The organism is Collinsella aerofaciens, assembly GCF_015670795.1.
GTDB classification, from domain to species: Bacteria; Actinomycetota; Coriobacteriia; order Coriobacteriales; family Coriobacteriaceae; genus Collinsella; species Collinsella aerofaciens_Q.
The window spans coordinates 90,091-109,404 of the sequence record NZ_JADPCJ010000001.1 but is presented as its reverse complement, the minus strand read 5'-3'; the positions used below and the strand labels follow the sequence as shown (position 1 = coordinate 109,404).

The 19,314-nt window shown below is 60.1% G+C and carries 16 protein-coding genes; all 16 read right to left on the bottom strand.

The window, feature by feature from the left end; translation table 11 throughout:
• Nucleotide 1: 1 nt before the first annotated feature.
• The 16 genes from rny to I4W09_RS00440 all read right to left on the bottom strand — a co-directional run bounded on the left by rny (nt 2) and on the right by I4W09_RS00440 (nt 19,314).
• Nucleotides 2-1,552: a ribonuclease Y gene (rny, locus tag I4W09_RS00515; RefSeq protein ID WP_117770339.1), complete on the bottom strand. Its 1,551-nt coding sequence runs from the start codon at nt 1,550-1,552 to the stop codon at nt 2-4.
• 257 nt (nt 1,553-1,809) lie between these two features.
• Complete coding sequence (locus I4W09_RS00510) at nt 1,810-2,502, bottom strand: regulatory protein RecX (protein ID WP_195920007.1); 693 nt, start codon at nt 2,500-2,502, stop codon at nt 1,810-1,812.
• An 11-nt stretch (nt 2,503-2,513) separates the two neighbouring features.
• A complete protein-coding gene (recA, locus tag I4W09_RS00505; protein ID WP_022094695.1) occupies nt 2,514-3,662 on the bottom strand; it encodes a recombinase RecA in 1,149 nt (382 codons plus the stop codon).
• Between the two features lie 257 nt (nt 3,663-3,919).
• Nucleotides 3,920-4,450 carry a CinA family protein gene (locus tag I4W09_RS00500; RefSeq protein ID WP_196031233.1) on the bottom strand — a complete coding sequence of 177 codons (531 nt, stop codon included), beginning with the start codon at nt 4,448-4,450 and terminating at the stop codon, nt 3,920-3,922.
• 12 nt (nt 4,451-4,462) lie between these two features.
• Nucleotides 4,463-5,011, bottom strand: coding sequence for a CDP-diacylglycerol--glycerol-3-phosphate 3-phosphatidyltransferase (pgsA, locus tag I4W09_RS00495; protein ID WP_006235973.1), 549 nt, complete (start codon nt 5,009-5,011; stop codon nt 4,463-4,465).
• Nucleotides 5,012-5,110: 99 nt separating this feature from the next.
• A complete protein-coding gene (gene rimO, locus I4W09_RS00490) occupies nt 5,111-6,460 on the bottom strand; it encodes a 30S ribosomal protein S12 methylthiotransferase RimO (RefSeq protein WP_196031232.1) in 1,350 nt (449 codons plus the stop codon).
• A 27-nt stretch (nt 6,461-6,487) separates the two neighbouring features.
• Complete coding sequence (locus tag I4W09_RS00485) at nt 6,488-6,985, bottom strand: YajQ family cyclic di-GMP-binding protein (RefSeq protein WP_117770334.1); 498 nt, start codon at nt 6,983-6,985, stop codon at nt 6,488-6,490.
• 26 nt (nt 6,986-7,011) lie between these two features.
• A complete protein-coding gene (locus I4W09_RS00480; RefSeq protein WP_196031231.1) occupies nt 7,012-8,541 on the bottom strand; it encodes a RodZ domain-containing protein in 1,530 nt (509 codons plus the stop codon).
• Nucleotides 8,541-11,321 carry an FtsK/SpoIIIE family DNA translocase gene (locus I4W09_RS00475; protein ID WP_230318581.1) on the bottom strand — a complete coding sequence of 927 codons (2,781 nt, stop codon included), beginning with the start codon at nt 11,319-11,321 and terminating at the stop codon, nt 8,541-8,543. Before I4W09_RS00475 ends, I4W09_RS00480 begins: the two co-directional genes overlap by 1 nt.
• A gap of 1 nt (nt 11,322) precedes the next feature.
• Nucleotides 11,323-12,993: a ribonuclease J gene (locus I4W09_RS00470; RefSeq protein ID WP_022094702.1), complete on the bottom strand. Its 1,671-nt coding sequence runs from the start codon at nt 12,991-12,993 to the stop codon at nt 11,323-11,325.
• A 375-nt stretch (nt 12,994-13,368) separates the two neighbouring features.
• Nucleotides 13,369-13,989 carry a sugar O-acetyltransferase gene (locus I4W09_RS00465; protein WP_230318580.1) on the bottom strand — a complete coding sequence of 207 codons (621 nt, stop codon included), beginning with the start codon at nt 13,987-13,989 and terminating at the stop codon, nt 13,369-13,371.
• A 280-nt stretch (nt 13,990-14,269) separates the two neighbouring features.
• Entirely contained in the window at nt 14,270-16,516 is a 2,247-nt protein-coding gene (locus tag I4W09_RS00460; protein ID WP_196031230.1) for a polyribonucleotide nucleotidyltransferase, read from the bottom strand.
• A 149-nt stretch (nt 16,517-16,665) separates the two neighbouring features.
• On the bottom strand, nt 16,666-16,944 hold the full coding sequence (gene rpsO / locus I4W09_RS00455) for a 30S ribosomal protein S15 (protein WP_035138510.1): 279 nt from the start codon (nt 16,942-16,944) through the stop codon (nt 16,666-16,668).
• A 138-nt stretch (nt 16,945-17,082) separates the two neighbouring features.
• Entirely contained in the window at nt 17,083-17,832 is a 750-nt protein-coding gene (gene recO / locus I4W09_RS00450; protein ID WP_148331456.1) for a DNA repair protein RecO, read from the bottom strand.
• A gap of 15 nt (nt 17,833-17,847) precedes the next feature.
• Nucleotides 17,848-18,924: a GTPase Era gene (gene era, locus I4W09_RS00445; RefSeq protein ID WP_196031229.1), complete on the bottom strand. Its 1,077-nt coding sequence runs from the start codon at nt 18,922-18,924 to the stop codon at nt 17,848-17,850.
• A 12-nt stretch (nt 18,925-18,936) separates the two neighbouring features.
• On the bottom strand, nt 18,937-19,314 hold the full coding sequence (locus I4W09_RS00440) for a diacylglycerol kinase family protein (protein WP_148331457.1): 378 nt from the start codon (nt 19,312-19,314) through the stop codon (nt 18,937-18,939).

Genomic DNA, 19,314 nt, shown 5'->3' with positions numbered 1-19,314 from the left:
GTTATTTAGCGATATCGACAGCGCGGCTCTCGCGAATCACGACGACGCGCACCTGACCGGGATACTCCATCTCTTCCTCGATCTGATGGGCGATATCGTGAGCCAGGACCGTGGACTGGGCATCGGAGATCTTGTCCGGCTGAACCATGACGTGGACCTCGCGACCAGCCTGCATGGCATAGGTACGCTCGACGCCCTCATGGGAGTTGGCAATCTCCTCGAGCTTCTCAAGACGCTTGATGTAGTTCTCGGCAGACTCGCGACGGGCACCGGGGCGAGAGGCGGAGACGGCATCGGCGGCCTGTACCAGGACATCGAGCACCGTGTTGGGGTCGACATCGGCATGGTGAGCCTCGATAGCGTGAACGATAACGGGCTTCTCGCCATAACGGCGGGCAAGCTCGGCGCCGATGACGGCATGCGGGCCCTCGACGTCGTGGTCGATTGCCTTGCCCAGGTCGTGCAGCAGGCCGGCGCGCTTGGCGGTAACAACGTCCAGGCCAAGCTCGGAAGCCATCACGCCGCACAGATCGGAAACCTCGAGGGAGTGCTGAAGCACATTCTGACCAAACGAGGTACGGTAGCGCAGGGCACCAAGGGTCTTGACGATCTCGGGGTGCAGGTCGTGGATACCGGTATCAAAGGCAGCCTGCTCGCCAGCCTCGCGCACGCGCTGCTGAACCAGGTCGGCAGCCTTGTGATACATCTCCTCAATGCGGGCGGGGTGAATGCGGCCGTCAGCAATGAGGTTCTCGAGGGCAACACGGGCGGTCTCACGACGGACCGGGTCGAAGCTCGAAAGAACGACGGTCTCAGGCGTGTCGTCGATCACGAGGTTGACGCCGGAAACCTGCTCGAAGGTCCGGATGTTGCGACCCTCGCGACCGATGATACGGCCCTTGAGGTCATCAGAGGGAATGTGCACGGAGGTAACGGTGACCTCGGCTGTGTGGTCGGCAGCGCAGCGCTGAATCGCCAGGGACAGAATCTCCTGGGCGGTCTTGTGGCACTCGGCGCGAACCTGCTGCTCGGACTCGCGAATGATCGTGGCAGCCTCGTGGGTGACCTCGCCGCGAACCTTATCGAGGAGCTCCTTGTGGGCGTCCTCACGGGTCAGGTCGGCGATACGCTCGAGCTCGGAGGTCTGCTTGGCGCAGAGCTCCTCAAGCTCGCGGGAGCGCTTCTCGACCTGACCGGCCTGGCTGGACAGCTGGTGCTCACGCTTGTCGAGAGCGTCGTTTCGGCGATCAAGGGACTCCTCGCGCTGCATCACACGGTTCTCGAGCGTACGAATCTCGCTCTTACGCTGCTTGTCCTCGGCCTCGGCGGCCTGCTTGTTCTTGATGATCTCCTCTTTAGCCTCGAGCAGAGCCTCTTTTTTGAGGGTCTCGGCCTGACGCTTAGCATCACCGATCAGGGACTCAGCCTGTGCGTGTGCCGACTGGATCTTTTCGTCGGCCTCGTGAAGACTACCCTGCTTGGCGGTGCGCATGTAGGCAATGGCGGCGATGGCACCCAAAACGATGCCAACGAGCGCTGCGATGATAGGCATGCTCACTCCTTTTTATGGATTCGTTACACAACAAAGCGAACCGTCCTTACGAACGGCTCGCGACATTTGAGTAATATGGGCGCAGCTTATGCGGGTCGGATACAGATAAACATATAAACAAACTCATCACAGATGAGCACATATCACAAAGCAAATGACAGTGTTTATCGTACGTTGAACCACAACAACTGTCAAATAAATGGCCCCGGCACGGCGGCTAAAACACGGTGAACGGCAGGGCCACAAAACACATACGCCTAAACCGCACATTCCTCGCGTTCGGCATCGAGACGTGCCTTAACGGCATCGGCGGCGACGTGATACGAGAAGCCCTTGCCCATCAAAAACCGAACCAGTTTTTCGAATTCGCGCGTCTCTGGAACACGCCGCTTGGCGAGCAGGGCTGACGCACGCGCCAAATCGTCTTCGACGGCAAAATAATCCTCGGGATAACCGGGAATGTCATCGAGCACGACATGACGGCGCTTGAGCTCGGTCTCGATTTTGCGCTGTCCCCAACCGCGCCGCTTGCGCTCCTCGATAAAGTACGAGCAAAAGCGGCTCTCGTCTAAAAAACGATACTCGGTGGCGCGCTCGACGGCGAAATCGATCGCAGGCTGGTGAAAGCCGTAGCGAGCCAGCTTGTCACGGACCTCACCCGTCGCATGGTCGCGGCGCGATAACATCTCGGTCACCATGGTAAGTGCACATTTACGCTCAATGAGCTGCACCGCCTCACGGAAGTTGTCCCAATCACAGGGAAGATCGGGGCGGTTTTTGACATACAGCCGCGCGACCCGCACGGGAATCCAAATGGACCGCTCAAAACCGCCCTCAAGCTCACAATCGATATGTGCGCAAGGCTTTTTGGACGCATACCCGCTCGAGAACGAGGAGGCCGCCTTCTTATCGGGAAAGACGACCGTGGCCTCGGTCACCGTATACGACATGAGCGTAACCGCTACTCGTCGTCATCATCGAGCATGGCGGAACCATCGATGGCGTAAAGCTCGTCAAACTCCTCAGGCGCAGGCTGATCGGTCAGCTCGACCTCGGACGGAGCATCGTCATCAAACTCTAGTCCACAGGCAAGGCGGACCTTATGCTCAATCTCGTCGGCACAATCGGGGTGTTCGCGCAGGAACGCCTTGGCGGCCTCGCGACCGTTGCCGAGCTTATCCTCGCCATAGGCAAACCAGGAGCCCATCTTCTTGCAAATGCCGCACTCGACAGCCATGTCCAGAATCGAGCCCTCCTTAGAGATGCCCGTACCGTACATGATGTCGAACTCAGCAGAACGGAACGGAGCTGCCACCTTGTTCTTAACGACCTTGGCGCGCACGCGGTTACCGATAACCTCGTCCTTAAGCTTAATGCTGTCGATGCGGCGAATGTCGATACGCACCGAAGAGAAGAACTTAAGGGCGCGGCCGCCCGTCGTGGTCTCGGGGTTGCCGAACATGACGCCGATCTTCTCACGCAGCTGGTTAATGAAGATGCACGTCGTGTTGGACTTGGACAGCGAGCCGGCGAGCTTGCGGAGCGCTTGGCTCATCAGGCGAGCTTGCAAGCCGACCGTAGTGTCGCCGATTTCTCCCTCGATCTCGGCACGCGGGGTCAGCGCGGCGACGGAGTCGACGACGATAGCATCGATGGCGCCGGAACGCACGAGCATGTCAACAATCTCGAGCGCCTGCTCACCCGTATCGGGCTGGGAAATCAGTACCTCGTCGATATCCACGCCAATGCGCGCGGCATACGTGGGATCAAGCGCGTGCTCGGCATCGATAAATGCCACAACGCCACCCATTGCCTGGGCCTCGGCCAGGATCTCGAGCGAAAGCGTCGTCTTACCGGAGGACTCAGGACCGTAAATCTCGACGATACGGCCGCGCGGCACGCCGCCGATACCCAGCGCGGCATCGAGGGCCAGGGCGCCCGTGGGAATGGCCTCGACCTCGAGCTCGGGGCCACCGTCGCCGTACCTCATGATGGAACCCTGGCCGAATTTCTTCTCGATCTCGGCCTTGGTGGTGGCGATCATCTCATCGCGCTCTTTACCCGTCGTGCGAGCATGAACGGTACGTACGGGACCTGAATTCTTGGCCATGAATAGCCCTCCTCTTAACAACCTGCATCGATAATAAACGAACGGCTGTTCGTGGTCAACCGTTCAGGCCAATCATATGCAGGCGGTCTTTCCAAAACCCAACCAAACGCCGACCAAACACTGACCAAATACTTGACCACAAAGGACCAAATATGAACAAGGCAGGCAAAAATACATCTACAACCAGCACAAACGCTAAATTTGTCAGAGGTCCCTATCTCCACAATTAAGGGGCCCTAAGGCCCCTTAAAACATGTCTATTCCATAGAGTTGAGCACAAGGGCAATGCGCCCCAATGCCTCCGCGACCGCATGGGCACGAACACACGAACGGTCGCCCTCATAGTGGCAGCGCACAGAGTCCACGACCGGCACGCCCCCATCGGCGGAACGATGCGCCCAGCCAATATAGAAAGTGCCCGCCGGATCGCCCTCAGTGCCACCGCCGGGGCCGGCATAACCCGTTGCGCTCACTGCAATATCGCTCTGGTACAGCTCCAGCGAACCCACCGCCATCTCGCGCGCGGTCTGATGCGACACCGCGGTATAGCGGTCGAGCGTCTCCTGCTCAACACCAAGAACACGATGCTTAATCTCATCGCAATAGGTCACCGCACCGCCACGCAGCACCGCCGAGGCGCCCGGGATATCCGCAATCGTCGAGGCGATCATACCCGCCGTCAGCGACTCAGCCGTCGAAACCGTCACGCCCCGAGCGCTCGCGCGCTCGACAATATCACGCGCCAGCTCCTCGTTATGTGCGGAAATCTGCTCAAAAGAGTCCGTCATACCCACCAGGACCTAGACCGAAAAGACGATCTTGCGGCAGTTCCAGAAGTACTGGGCGCCCGAGATAACGGTCAGGACAACGGCAACGGCGTACAGGAAGCGCGACACCGAGTAGATGCCGAGCGTCAGCGCCACCGGGCCGAGGTGCAAGCCGGCCATAGCAAAAACGCACAGGTAACCGCAGATGGAGACCATCGTGGTCGCCGTCTTGTACTTGCCGAGCTTATCGGCCGCAACGACCACACCGGCCGCACTTGCGACCATGCGAAGGGCGCTCACCAGAAGCTCACGGAACAGGATAATGAACACGGACCACACGGTCACCGCGCCAAAATCCAAGAACAGCAGCAGGGCCGAAAACACGAGCAGCTTATCGGCAATGGGGTCCAAGAATTTACCGAAGTCGGTGATCTCGTTGCGCGAACGCGCCAGATAACCGTCGACCTTATCGGTGCACGACAGGATCACATACAGAATGAAGGCAGCGGCGGCGAGCGGGCCGTCGAAGGTGCTCCAATCCGTACCGGCAACACTCGTGTGAGAAAGCGCCGACACGATCATGAACACCGGGATAAAAACGATGCGAACGCACGTCACGATGTTGGCGGGCGTCCAAACACTCGTCAGTTCCTTATTGCTCTCGTTTGCCACGATGCTCTCCTACTCCACAACATGGCCGATAAGCTCATAGCAGAAGCTATCGGTAAACTCGACAGTCAGAATATCGCCCACAGATGCCTCGCTGGCATCCAAGTGCACCGCGCCATCGGAATCGGGCGCCTGGAACCAGGCATGGCCGATCAGCTCGGCGCCGTCCTCGGTTTCTTCGATACCGTCGACGATCACCTGGGCGCGCTCGCCCACATGTGCGGCGGTGGCGGCAAAACCGAGCGACTCGGCCAGGTCCATGGCCTCCTGGGCGCGCTCGAGCTTGACCTCTTCGTCGACCTGACCCTCCATCTTAGCGGCCAGGCTGCCCTCCTCCTGCGAGTAGGCAAAGACGCTCGTGTAGTCAAAGCCGACGGTGTCCATAAAGTCGATAAGATCACGAAACTCGTCGTCGGTCTCGGTCGGGAAGCCGACCATGGCCGTGGAGCGAATCACGATACCGGGGATGCGCTCGCGAAGGTCGCGGAACAGGTCCTCGAGCTCCTGGCGCGAACCGGAGCGACGCATGGCCTTGAGGATGCGCGCGTCGCAGTGCTGCACGGGGATATCGATATAGGGCAGCACCTCGGGCGTATCGCGTATCGTCTCGATGAGTTCGTCAGTCATGCCCTCGGGCTGCAGGTAGAGCACGCGGACCCAGACGTTGTGCGGGCGCACGGCCTCAGCGACGGCACGCAGCAGCTGTGCCAGATTGCGCGGCGAGCCCTCGGCGACGTCCTCGTCGGCAAAGTCGGTGCCCCAAATACCCGTGTCCTGGCCGATCAGCACGATCTCGCGCACACCGCCGGCAACCAAGTCGCGCACCTCGGAGATAATGCTCTCAGCATTGCGCGAATGATAGCGACCGCGAATGTAGGGGATCATGCAGAAGCTGCAAAAACGATTGCAGCCATCGGAGATCTTGACGTAGGCGACAGCGCCCTCGACAGTGCGCTTGAACTGCGGAATATAGGCTGCGATCTCACGCTCGACACCCAGTACGCCATCGATGACCGCCACGATGCCGTCCTCCTCGTCGGCCTTCACAAAGGCAGCGACCTCGGGCAGCTCGTCAGGCAGGTCGTCGCCATAGCGCGACGGCACACAGCCGCACATGACGATGGGGCAAGAACGAACGCCGTCCTGAACCTCGTTGGCGAGCTCGAGCGTGGTCTCGATGCTCTCGGACGTTGCGGAGGCAAGGAACGAGCATGTATTGACGATGGCGATATCGGCATCCTGCGGGTCGAATGCTTCATCGTAGCCTGCAGCGGTCAAAAGAGAACGCATGCGGTCGGTGTCAACCTCGTTCTTAGCGCACCCGAGGGTGATGTAGAGCACGGAGCCCAACGGTGTATCCATGTTGGAGAGCGGTCCTTTCGAATGATATTAGCGGTAGTTGGTGAACTGCAGCGGCTGGCCGTAGTCCTGGTCGCGCAGAAACTGGATCACGGTCTGCAACGCGTCCTTCGAAGCAGAGGAAACACGCAGCTTGTCGGCCTCGATGGTCACCTTGACCTTGAGCTTTTGGTCCTTGATGTCCTTGTTGATCTTCTTGGCGGTCGCCTGGTCGATACCCTCGACGATATGGCCGAGCACGCGCACGGTGCCGCCCGATGCCGCCTGCGGAGCATCCCACGAGACAGCCTTGAGGTCGATGCCGCGCTTGATGAGCTTGGAGCTCAGCACGTCGATAATCTGCTTAGAGACAAAGTCAGCCGGGGCGCTGATCGTAAAGAGCTTGTCGCCCTTCGAAAGCTCGATCGTGGCGCCGGAATCCTTAAGGTCATAGCGCTGGGAAATCTCGCGCGTGGTCTGCTGGAAGGCGTTGTCGACCTCTTGCATGTTGACCTCGGACACGACGTCGAAGCTGGAATCTTTAGCCATGATGTTTCCTTTCGCGTACGAGCGGCTTAGTAGCTATCGTACGAATAGTCGGTAGAATCGGTGGGTGTCTGACCGTCAGTTGCGGTATCGGCGCCATCCGTGGACTGGGCATCGGTACCGTCGGAGGTGTCGGTACCATCGGTGGTATCGGCACCATCGGTGGTGTCGGTACCATCAGAACTTTCACCATTCTCGGAATCAGTCGTCTCCTTCTTGGGAACGGTGATCGTCACACGCGCCACGCCCGAGGTCTTGGTATCGTAACGGACCTTTTCACCGTTCTTGGTAACGGTGACATCGGAAGGCTTGGACGTGGTGATCTCGATCGAGGACTCGGGCGTGTACTCCTGCTCAAAGGGGCCAGTCGCTTGGGCGCCATAGACCGACTTGCCATCGACCTTGACCTCAATCCACGCGGTCTTTCCCTTGGCAACGGAGACTTTGACCTTCGTGACCTCGTTCTCTTCCTTCTTGGCCGTCGTCTTGGTAGCGTCCGAGTCAGTCGACTCATTCGTCGCCTCATCGGTGTCTTCGTCCTCGTCGACCGTTTCGGTCTTCTTAGAAGACTTCTTGGTCGTCGTCTTGGTAGCAGTGGGCGTCTCGGGCGTGGTCTCGGGCGCCGAAGATGCGCAGCCGCGCAGAAGCACCACGATGAGCACAATCAACAGCAGCGCAACGGCACCGATGCCGGCGTAGACGATACGCGGATCGAGCCCGTTGTTTTGAGGAGTACGTGATCCGCCGCGTCCACGATTGGAGCTGCTGCGGCCGCCTCCCTGAGGCATACAGCCACGATTGCTATCGGATCGGCCGCGATAGCCACCCTGGCCCTGAAGGCTGCGCTGACCCGAACGGGGCGCAAGTTCACCGCGGCCTTGATAGCCACGCTGGCCCGAACGCGGAGCCGAAGAGCGCTGGCCATACGGCTGCGACTGAGAACGAAGACGCGGCGTCACCTGCGTGGTATCGGCGTCCGCATAGCCGCCACGAGAGCGACCAGAAGAGACCCCACGGTAACCGCGATCGGAATAGCCGCCGTCGCCGTAGCCGGCACGAGGGTCACGCGCCACGCCTCGGGCAGCGGGAAGTGCACGGTCCTCGGGCATCGGCGTACTGCGGAACCGGTCACGCTGTGAGCGAATCTCCTCGCCCGAACCCGTCTCGGTAATATAACCGGCCTGCTGAGGACGCTGTCCATAGCGGGTCGAACGACCGCCCTGAACCATCAGGAAGCGCCCGTTATCGACCGAGGAACGCGAATTGACGTAGCCGGCGGCGTCCTGAAAACGACCGCCCTGCTGCGACGTCTCGCGTTCGTATGCCATCAGATCGTCAAAGTAGGCATTGACGACCTCGCGCGGATTGAGGCCCAAAAAGCGAGCATAGCTCGAAATCATGCCCTGCGCATAGCCGCGCGGCGGCATCGAAGCAAAGTTACCGGTCTCGAAAAACTCGATGATCTGCGGCCTGATTTTGATGGTGTTGGCGACTTGCTGAATGGAAAGGCCCATTCGGCGACGCTGCTCAAGCAGCATGTCACCAAAGCGTGCAGCCATCAGAATCCTCCAAACTCACGATCTTCACGTGCCATCTCGGCGTCGACAGACTCCAGCGCGGCAAGCCCCTCCTCGTCCAACAGGACCTCGCGCGGCTTGGAACCGTCGGGCGGACCGACGACACCCTTTTCTTCCAGCATATCCATAATACGCCCGGCACGCGCATAGCCAACCTTCAGACGACGTTGCAGGCCAGATGTGGAGCCAAGCTGCGATTCCACCACAATATGGGCGGCTTCCCAAATGAGCGGATCATCGTCTTGCGGCTCGGCGACTCCGGTACGGACAATGCCGCCGCCACCCGCCATGGACATGGAAGCGGGCGCCACGGCAGACAGGATCTCCTCGTGGTAGTCGGGCTCGCTCTGCGACTTGACGAACTCGACGATCTCGTTGATTTCATCATCCGAGACAAAGCAGCCCTGGATACGGCGGGGCTTGCCCCAGTCGACCTTAGAGAACAGCATGTCGCCCAAACCGGTGAGCTTTTCGGCACCCATCTGGTCGATGATGACGCGCGAGTCGATGCCCGTGGCGACGTTAAAGGCGATGCGGTTGGTGATGTTGGCCTTGATGAGGCCCGTCACCACGTTGGAGCTCGGGCGCTGCGTGGCCACGATAAGGTGGATACCTGCGGCACGGCCCAGCTGAGCAATACGCACGATCGAGGCCTCGACATCCTTACCGGCGACCATCATCAGGTCCGAGAGCTCGTCGATGATGATGACCAGGTAGGGCATCTTTTGCGGCGGGTTATCGTAATGCTCAAACTCGCCGGCGGCCTGCTTTTCGTTGTAGGTCGAGATCTTACGCACGTTGAGACGCTCGAAGACCTTCAGGCGACGCTCCATCTCGGACACGGCCCATTGCAGAGCGCTCGCGGCCTGCTTGGGCTCGGTCACTACAGGCACGTAAAGATGCGGCAGACCGTTATAGCCCGCAAGCTCGACGCGCTTGGGGTCGACCATGATCAGGCGAACGTCCTCGGGAAGGGCGCGCATGAGCAAGGTCGTGATGATGGAGTTGATCATGACCGACTTACCGGAACCCGTGGTACCGGCGATCAGCAGGTGGGGCATCTTGGCAAGGTCGGCGACGACCGGCGTACCCTCGGCATCTCGACCGATGGCGAGCTCGAGCGGACCGCCCTTCACATAGGGAAGCACGTCGCCCAGGTTGACGTTCTGGCGCTTGCGATTGGGAATCTCGATACCCACAAGCGAGGTGCCGGGGATCGGGGCAAAGATACGCACCGACTGGGCAGCAAGCGATAGCGCGATATCGTCCTCGAGGCTCGAAATCTTGCTCACGCGCTCGCCCTCGCCAGGTTGCAGCTTAAAGGTCGTCACCGTGGGGCCGGCGATCCAGCCGACCACGCGGGCACTACGACCAAACTCCAGCAAGGTGGACTGAAGCGACTCGGCAGTTTGCTCCAGCTCCTTGTCCGAAGACGCGGAGGAAGCCAACTGCGGGTTGGCATGCAGAATCTCAAGTGGCGGAAGTTTGAGGCCGTCCTCTTCTTCGCCCTCGTTATCTGCGGCGCCGCCGTCCGTTCCCCCATCGCTGGCCGCAGCCGATTCGACAGCACTCAAGGCAGGCGCATCGGCAACCTTGGGATGCTTCAAGAAGTCGGGGATCTGAGGTGCTGCCGAGACAGGATTCACGGCAAACGGCGGCTCGGACTCGTCGATCTTATCGGGGTCGTCTTCCATCGAAAGCTGACCGGTTACCTGGTCGCGCTTTGCATGGCGACGCGGCAGCAAAGTTGTCTTTGCGGTCTCAATCGGAGCCTCGTCGTCCTCGTCATCACCCTCGGTGAGCTCAATCTCGCTCTCGGACCAAGACGGGTCGGGCTCACTCGTATTGAGTTTGGGCGCAGCCTTGCCCTTCTTGGCATGGCGGCGCGGCAACAGCGTTGTCTTGGCCCGCTCGGCCTCCACGGCATCGGACACGTCGACAAACGGGTCCTCGTCCTCGTCGTCATCGTCCAAAACCGGGTCCACATCGTTGCCCATGACCGTGGTCACGGCAGCATCGGAGCCCTTTTGACGAAGATTGCTCAGGTGAGGACGGGCAACGCCGGGCACCGACAGGGCCTCATCGTCACCCCACGGACTCGCGTTAACATCGGCACGACGGCGCTCGGCAAAATCAGCCGCACGGTCGCGAGCAGAGCGCAAAACGCCGCCCACCGAAAAGCCGATGATGACCAGGCCCACGACGACAAGGCCCAACAGGACCACCATCGCGATAGGCTTACCCAGGGCATTCTGCAGCGCACTCGCAATAAACGCACCAATGTAGCCACCCGAGGCGGACAGATTTTGCGGCGTGAACATAAGGTCGCACGAGTCGCTCGTACCTGGCACCATCAACGAAAGAATGGAGACGACGGCGATAAAGACCACGGCGCCGCCCGCAACAGAGCGCGCGTTGAGCGGCGAGTCCTCGCCTAAAAAGAGCGTGGCGGCAAACAGCAAAATGACGATCGGCAGCACGTAGGCGCCCAGACCAAAGCCCAAGTGGTAGAAACCGGCAACCGCAGCCGTAACGGGCGCAGTCGCCGGCGAAATCACGGCAATAAAGGACGCAATCGCCAAGACGGCAATGACCACGCCGGCGATATCGCGGTTGGCCGAGGGCTCGACCAAGGGCTCAAAATCATCGAAGTCCGCCTCGTGGCCCTTATTGGCACGCAGATGGGAACCGGCACCCTTAGCAGATGCCGGTTGGTTGTTGGCCTTATTGCCTTTGGCGTTTTGTGCAGATCCGCGCGCCAAACTAAACCTCCATGACGACCGGGATGATCATCGGACGAGTGCGCGTACGGCTCCAGATAAAGTTGGAGAGCGAGTCGCGCACGGCCTTGCGAATGGCATCGGAACCGCTGCTCGTAAAGCTGAACTTGCCCTTCTCGATCGTCTTCATAATGGACGCGGAGGCATCCTCGGAGAACTGGTCGTCGATGGCAAACGAGACGCCGCGGCCCGAGAACTCGATGGCCTCGATCTTCTTGTGCTTGAGCGAGACGATGGCAACAGCGGTAACCATACCGTCGTTGGCGAGCTTCTGACGATCACGCAAGACGATGGGGTCGGTATCGCCGATGCGCAGGCCGTCGACGTAAACGACGCCGGACTCGACGGGCGTACCGCGCTTAACGATACCGCCGCGCATCTCGAGCGTGTCGCCGTTGTCGAGGATAAAGATATGATCGTCCTTGAGACCCATCTTGCGGGCCAGTTGGGCATGGGCGCGCAGATGCACGGCTTCACCGTGAACCGGCATAAAGTACGTGGGCTTGGCCATGGCCATCAGGAGCTTGAGCTCCTCCTGGCTACCGTGACCGGAAACGTGAACGAGAGCGCGGTTCTTATCCCACACGTCGCAGCCGAGCTTGGCCAGGCTGTTGACGACCTGCTGGACGGCTTTCTCATTGCCGGGAACAGGAGTTGCCGAGAGGATAACGGTATCGCCCTCGTGGATGGAGAGCGTCTTGTGCTCGCCATTGGCCATGCGGGACAGGGCCGACAGCGGCTCGCCCTGCGAACCGGTGCACATGACGACAATCTTGTCGTCAGGCAGGTTATCAATGTCAAAGGCATCGATGATATCGGCGTCGTCGATGTTGAGGTAGCCAAGCTCGCGCGCCACGCGGGTGTTAGTGAGCATGGAGCGACCGGTCACAACGACCTTACGGCCGCACTTGCGGGCGGCATCGCAGATCTGCTGCAAACGATGGATGTGGCTCGAGAACGACGCGACGAACACGCGACCCGGGGCGTTCTTGATGGCGTGCAGCAGGTTGGGACCAACCTCGGCCTCTGACTTGGTAAAGCCGGGAACCGTGGCATTGGTGGAGTCGGAAAGCAGTAGGTCGATGCCCTGCTTAGCAAAGCGGCTGATAGCGGCATAGTCGGGCGTGACGCCATCGATGGGCGTCTGGTCGAGCTTAAAGTCGCCGGTGTGCATAACGGTGCCCTGATTTGTGCGGATGAACACGCCCAGAGCGCCGGGGATGGAGTGCGTCATCGAGAAGAAGTCGAGCGAGATGCCGCCGAGGTTGACATGGCTGCCGCCCTTGACCTCGCGGAACTTGGGTGCGCGGATGCGGAACTCAGAAAGCTTGCCCTCGATAAAGCCAAGCGTCAGCTTGCTCGAGAAGATGGGCACCTTATTGTTGAGGTCCTGCAGCAGGTACGGAAGCGAACCGGTGTGGTCCTCGTGGCCGTGGGTGACGACGATACCGCGGAGCTTCTCCTCGTTCTCCAGAACATAGGTGTAGTCGGGAAGCACCAGATCGATACCAGGCTGGGAGTCATCCGGGAACATGAGACCGGCGTCGACGAGCACCATGTCGTCGCCGCACTCGAAGACCGTCATGTTCTTGCCGATGCCGTCAAGGCCGCCGAGCGGAATGATCTTCAAGGGAGATGATTTTTTAGCTGCCATAGGTTAGTGTGGTTTCCTTTCTTCGAAACGGGTCTGGAACAACCGACGGGGCGCTTCTGGCAAACCGACCGCCGGGAACGTACAAACATGCATCACAGAGTCGACGCAGTAACCACAGTATGATACCCATTTGCCCACCAACAGACCACCCATGCATCAAAGCCCCATCTGAACTGGTCCATCCCGCCGGTTTCCCGTGGGGCGGGCACTGATGAAGTTTCCTGCTCTACAGTCCTGCTCACGACGGAGGCCACATTAAGTGGCCTCCTGTTCGTGCGGAACTCGCGATAAACTTCATCAGTGCCCGCCCCACGGGAAACCTGCCAATAAGGGATAGGTTTGTTTTAGTAGGTTTTATCTGCGGGAATGCCGAGGCTATGATCCAATTGCCTCGTTGTAGGCATTCAGCTGGCCTTGCCAGAGCTTGCGATCGTTGTCGGTAATCTCTCGAATGATATGAGCTGGATTGCCGCCGATGATGACGTGGCTTGGAACGTCTTTAACAACAACTGAACCTGAGGCTATGACCACATCGTCTCCGATTGATACGCCCGGATTGATAATCACCCCGCCGCCCATCCAGACGTTGTTGCCGATTACGACAGGCTTAGCATACTCGAGGTCTAGATTGCGCACATCGGCGTCAATTGGATGCCCAGCAGTAAATATACTCACATGGGGTCCTAGAAAGACGTTGTCGCCAAAGGTCACGTAATTTTCGTCCAGAATCGTCAAACCGGTATTCGCATAGAAATGGTTACCAAACGAAACCCTGTCGCCGTGATCAAAATAAACGGGAGCCGTTAAGACCATATCGTCCGGAGCAACGCGAAAACACTTCTTTAGTTCCTCAAAGGCGCTCGAATCAGCCCAATACTCCGACTCATTAAACAACTTCTGAGCCGCATGCACCCTACAAAACGAATGGTCGTTAACCCGATAGGGGCTATAGAGCTCCCCGGCAATCATGCGGTCCCATTCAACCTTATTTGTCATGCCAACCCCCTAGGCTAAGCGTTAGATGCGAAAAAGTATATCAACTAAGAACAGAAGACCAGCAAGCTACCAACAGCGTTAACCAGCCCTTTTGCTTGCGCCCGGGAGGGACGCATATGAAGTTTATCGCGAGTTCCGCACGCAAAGGAAAGCACTTAATGTGCTTTCCGTCTTACGCAGGACTGTAGAGCAGGAAACTTCATATGCGGCCCTCCCGGGCGCGAGCAAAAGGGCGACCCCTGTCCGGAGTCGCCCTTGTTGAGCTGCTTATGTTTAGCTGTTACTCGGCGTCGTGGTGACGGCGGGGCTTTCGGCCTCCGTTGTCGCCGGGACGGCGCGGACGGTCGCTGCGCTCAGAGCGCTCGCGACGCGGACGCTCACGGCGCTGGAAGTGCTCGCCGTCGCCCTCGGAGGCACCCTCGGCACGAGCCGGGGCCTCGGGCTTATCAAGACGATCGAGCGAGATCTTGCCGCGATCGTCGACCTCGATGACGACGACCTTGACCTCGTCGCCCACGTTGAGGACGTCCTCGACCTTCCCCACGCGGCCCTTGGCGACGCGGGAGATGTGCAGCAGGCCGTCCTTACCGGGCAGCAGGTTGACGAAGGCGCCGAAGGGCTGGATGGAGACCACACGACCGGTGTACTCCTCGCCCGGCTCGGGAACCTTGATGATGAGCTTGATACGCTCGACGGCCTGGTCGACGGACTCGCCGGTGCCGCCAACAAAGACGGTGCCGTCCTCCTGGATGTCGACCGAGGCGCCGGTCTCGTCCTGGATACCGCGGATGACCTTACCGCCGGAACCGATGACGTCGCGGATTTTGTCGGTCGGAACCTGGATGGAAACGATGCGCGGAGCGGTGCTGCGCGTGGTGTGGCGCGGCTCGGGGATCACATCGAGCATCTTCTGCAGGATGAAGGCGCGACCCTCCTTGGCCTGCTGCAGAGCGCGGGCCAGGATGTCAAAGGTGAGGCCGGTGGCCTTGTTGTCCATCTGCAGAGCGGTGATGCCCTCGGTGGTGCCGGTGACCTTAAAGTCCATGTCGCCCAGGAAGTCCTCGAGACCCTGGATGTCGGACAGGACCACGGTCTTGCCCTCCTCCTGGATCAGGCCCATGGCGATACCGGAGACCGGGCGCTTAATGGGCACGCCGCCGTCCATAAGGGCGAGCGTAGAACCGCAGGTCGAAGCCATCGAAGAGGAGCCGTTGGACTCCATGACCTCGGAGACGACGCGGATGGCGTAGGGGAACTCGTTCTCGTCGGGGAGCACCGGAAGCAGAGCGCGCTCAGCAAGGTTGCCGTGGCCGATCTCGCGGCGCTTGGGGCTGCCCATGCGGCCAGTCTCGCCGGTGCAGAACGGCGGGAAGTTATAGTGGTGCATGTAGCGCTTGCCCTCGGTGGGCTCGATGGTATCCAGACGCTGACCCTCGTTGAGCATGCCGAGCGAAAGAACCGAGAGCACCTGGGTCTGGCCACGCTGGAACAAACCGGAGCCGTGAACGAGCGGCAGGTAGTTGTCCTTCACCATGATGGGACGGATCTCATCGGCGGCACGGCCGTCGACGCGCTCACCGGTCTCGACGACCATGGTGCGCATGGCCTTCTTCTCGAGCTTCTTGAGCGCCACGGGGATCTCGCGCTCCCAAGCGGCCTGCTCCTCCTCGGTGAACTCGGCGCGGATGGACTCCTTCAGAGCCTCGACCTTACCGATACGGGAGAGCTTGTCGGCGTCGCGAAGGGCGGCAGCCATCTCGTCGTAGTGGGCGAAGATGCGCTCCTGGACCTCCTCGACGGGCTGGTCGAGCGGGTACTCCTTCTTGACGATGGGGCCGTTGACCTGCTCCCACTCGGCGACGAACTCGTCCTGAGCCTGGCAGAAAGCAGCAAGGGCCTCCTGGCCAAACTTCATGGCGGCAAGCATGTCGTCCTCGGAGATCTCCTCGGCTCCGGCCTCGACCATCGAAATAAAGTCGGCAGAGCCGCCCAGCTCCAGGTCCAGATCGGAGTTCTCGCGCTCCTCGTAGGTGGGGTTGACGATAAACTCGCCTGTCTCCACGTTACGGCCGATGCGCACGCAGGCAAGCGGGCCCTCGAAGGGCACGCCGCCAAGCGTCATGGCCAGGGATGCACCCATGACGTTGATGACATCGAAGGGGTTGACCTGGTCGGCGACGAGCGAGGTGGCGACGATGTGCACCTCGTTGCGGAAGCCATCCGGGAAGCTCGGGCGAATCGGGCGATCGATCATGCGGGCCGTGAGCGTGGCCTTCTCGCTGGGACGGCCCTCACGCTTGAGGTAGCCACCCGGGATGCGGCCGGCTGCGTACATCTTCTCGTTGAAGTCGACGGTCAGCGGGAAGAAGTCGTAGTTCTTGCGCTCCTTGGAGACGACCACGGTGTCGAGCATCGTGGTGTCGCCCTGCTTGACCAGGCAGGCGCCGGTGGCCTGCTTGGCAAGCTCGCCCGACTCAAAGGTGTAGGTCTTGCCGTACAGCTCAAAGGTCTTGGATACGAGTGTCATTGTTCTCCTTAACCCCGCAGACCCCTTGTCTGCGGGCTTCTCATGTGACGCGGGCCCCCTGCCCCCGCCACGCTTCAGAGCGTGATTGTTCGCGCCCTTACACAAAAAGAGCGCCCCGCTGCGCAGGACGCTCTTAGCATGTACAAATCCTACTGGATGTTGTCGCGGATGCCCAGAGCCTTGATGAGCTCACGGTACTCGACGATGTCGTTCTTCTTGATGTAGGAGAGAAGACGACGACGACGGCCGACGAGCATGAGCAGGCCACGACGGGTGTGGAAGTCCTTCTGGTGGGACTTCATGTGCTCGGTCAGCTCCTTGATGCGCTCGGACAGGATGGCGACCTGAACCTTGGGGTTGCCGGTGTCGACCGGGGTGTTACCGAACTGGGCAGTCAGCTCCGCCTTGCGCTCTTTGGAAACAGTCATTGTTTCACCTTTCGTTTTACGTCGCCCGCGGGCGACTCGATTCGCCTCGGACTGGGAAGCCGCCGGTGGAGCGAACAACCAAGGTCGAGGTACCAACAGGTCGGTATGTTACCACAAGCAGCCCGCGCCTGCGCATCATCACCGACCCAACATGAATTCCATCGCACGGAGGCGCTGATCGGTGTGCGTCGCAGCCCAAACATGCGAAAGCCCGAGCAGGAATGCCGCCGTATGCGGGTCGATTCGCTCGGCCATGAGCGCATCGAAGGTCATGGACATGAGGGCGCGCAGCCATGCGGTCTCACCGGTCGATACCAACTCGGCACCCGGAACGCTCGACGCGCACGAGCCGCACATGAGCCCACCGGCCTGGGGCGAAAAATACGACAGCATGGGGTCTCCGCACAGTACGCAGGCCGAAAAATCGGGTCGATAGCCAACATGCGACAGCAGCTTAAAGACATATGCCGCCACGAGTAGATCCATATGCGCCGTGTCGAGCCCGCCGCCCACCAGGGCAAGCGCCCGCTGCGTAATAGCAAAGGTAAACGGGTCCTCGGCGTCCTCGAACGAGCATACGCGCGCGACCTCGGCGATCGCGCTTGCGGCGCAGGTCGTCTCGTAATCGGGCGCAGCGCTGAGCGGCGCCTCCATAAGTTCGGCCTGGGAAACCACGTCGAGCGACCGTCCATGCGCGAGCAGCATATCGACGGTACAGAACAGCTCGCAGCGCGCAGCCAGGCGCCCACCGGGTTTGCGGGCGCCCTTTGCCACGGCACGAACCTGCCGACCCCGCTCGTCAAGCATCGTCAGGATCAGGTCCGTCTCTTTAAGCTTCGTCTTGTCGAGGACGAGAACCTTCGTGCGATATGTCCGGGAGCCTGCCATGCGCGCCGCGCGCCCTTAGTCCTCGGCGGTGTAGCCAAAGCGGCGAATCTGGGCCTCGTCGTCACGCCAGCCGGCCTTGACCTTCACGTCCAGCTCCAAAAAGACCTGCGTGCCAAAGATGCGCTCAAGATCGCGACGGGCGTCGATACCGATATGCTTGATCATCTCGCCGCCCTTACCGATGATGATGCCCTTTTGGCCCTCGCGCTCGACGTAAATGGTGGCGTGCACGCGCAGCACCTTCTTGGTCTGCTCGAGCGCATCGCAGATCACGCCAACGGAGTGCGGAATCTCATCACGGGTGCGGCGCAAGACCTTCTCGCGCACAAACTCGGCAACGAGCGTCTCATCGGAAGCGTCGGTACCCATGTCCTCGGGGAACCAACGCGGACCCTCAGGCAAAAAGTGCGCAACGGTCTCGATAAATGCATCGACGTTGAAGTTCTTGACCGACGACGTCACGATCTCGTCGTCATATTCCATGAGTTCGTGGGCTGCCTTAAGCTGCTCCATGACCTGTGCGGGGTCGGCCTCATCGGCCTTGGTGAGCACCAGGACCTTCTTGGAACGAGCGTTCTTGACGCGCTCGGCAACCCAGGCGTCTCCCCTGCCGATCGGTTTGGTGGCATCAATCAAAAACGCGACGACATCAACATCGTTCAGCTCGAACAACGCGCTCTTGTTGAGCTCGGATCCCAAGCCGTCCTTGGGCTTATGAATACCGGGGGTATCGACAAAGACCAGCTGGTAGCCGGGGCGGTTGACGACGGCGCGCATGCGGCGGCGGGTCGTCTGGGCCACCGGCGAGGTGATGGCGACCTTTTTGCCATAGCAGGCATTAAGCAGCGTAGACTTGCCAGCGTTGGGACGACCGACCAGGGCCACAAAGCCGCTGCGGAAACCGGGCTCCAAGTCACCAAAGCCCGCGAGGTTGTCGTCCTCGTCGCACAGGGCGTCAAGCTCCTCGTCGCTCATGTCCTCAAACGGGTCGAACTCCTCGACATCCTCATAGGCCTCTAACGCTTCGGCATCCACCGCATCCAGGGACTCGTCGTCCAGAGTTTCATCGATAGGCTGCATATTGTCGGACATGAAAATCCCTTTCTAAATAAAGTCGAGCGCGTGGGCAAATACCAGCACGCCCACAATCGCGGCGGTGATGGAAAGAATGTATACAGAGGCGGCGGCGATGTCCTTCGCACGCTTGGCCAGCGGATGGAGCTCCTGGGTCGCTAGGTCGACGATAGCCTCCATAGCGGTGTTGCACAGCTCGCCGTGAATCACCAGGCCACAACAGATGATAATCGTGGCCCACTCGGCAATGTCGAGGCCCACGATACAGCCGGCAATGACGGTGCACACGCCCGCCACGAGCATGACCTTAATGTTGCGCTCGGTCTTGACGGCGGTGACGAAGCCCTCCATGGCGTAGGAAAACGACTTTAAGAAGGACGGATGGTCCTTGTTCGATCCGGGAATCAT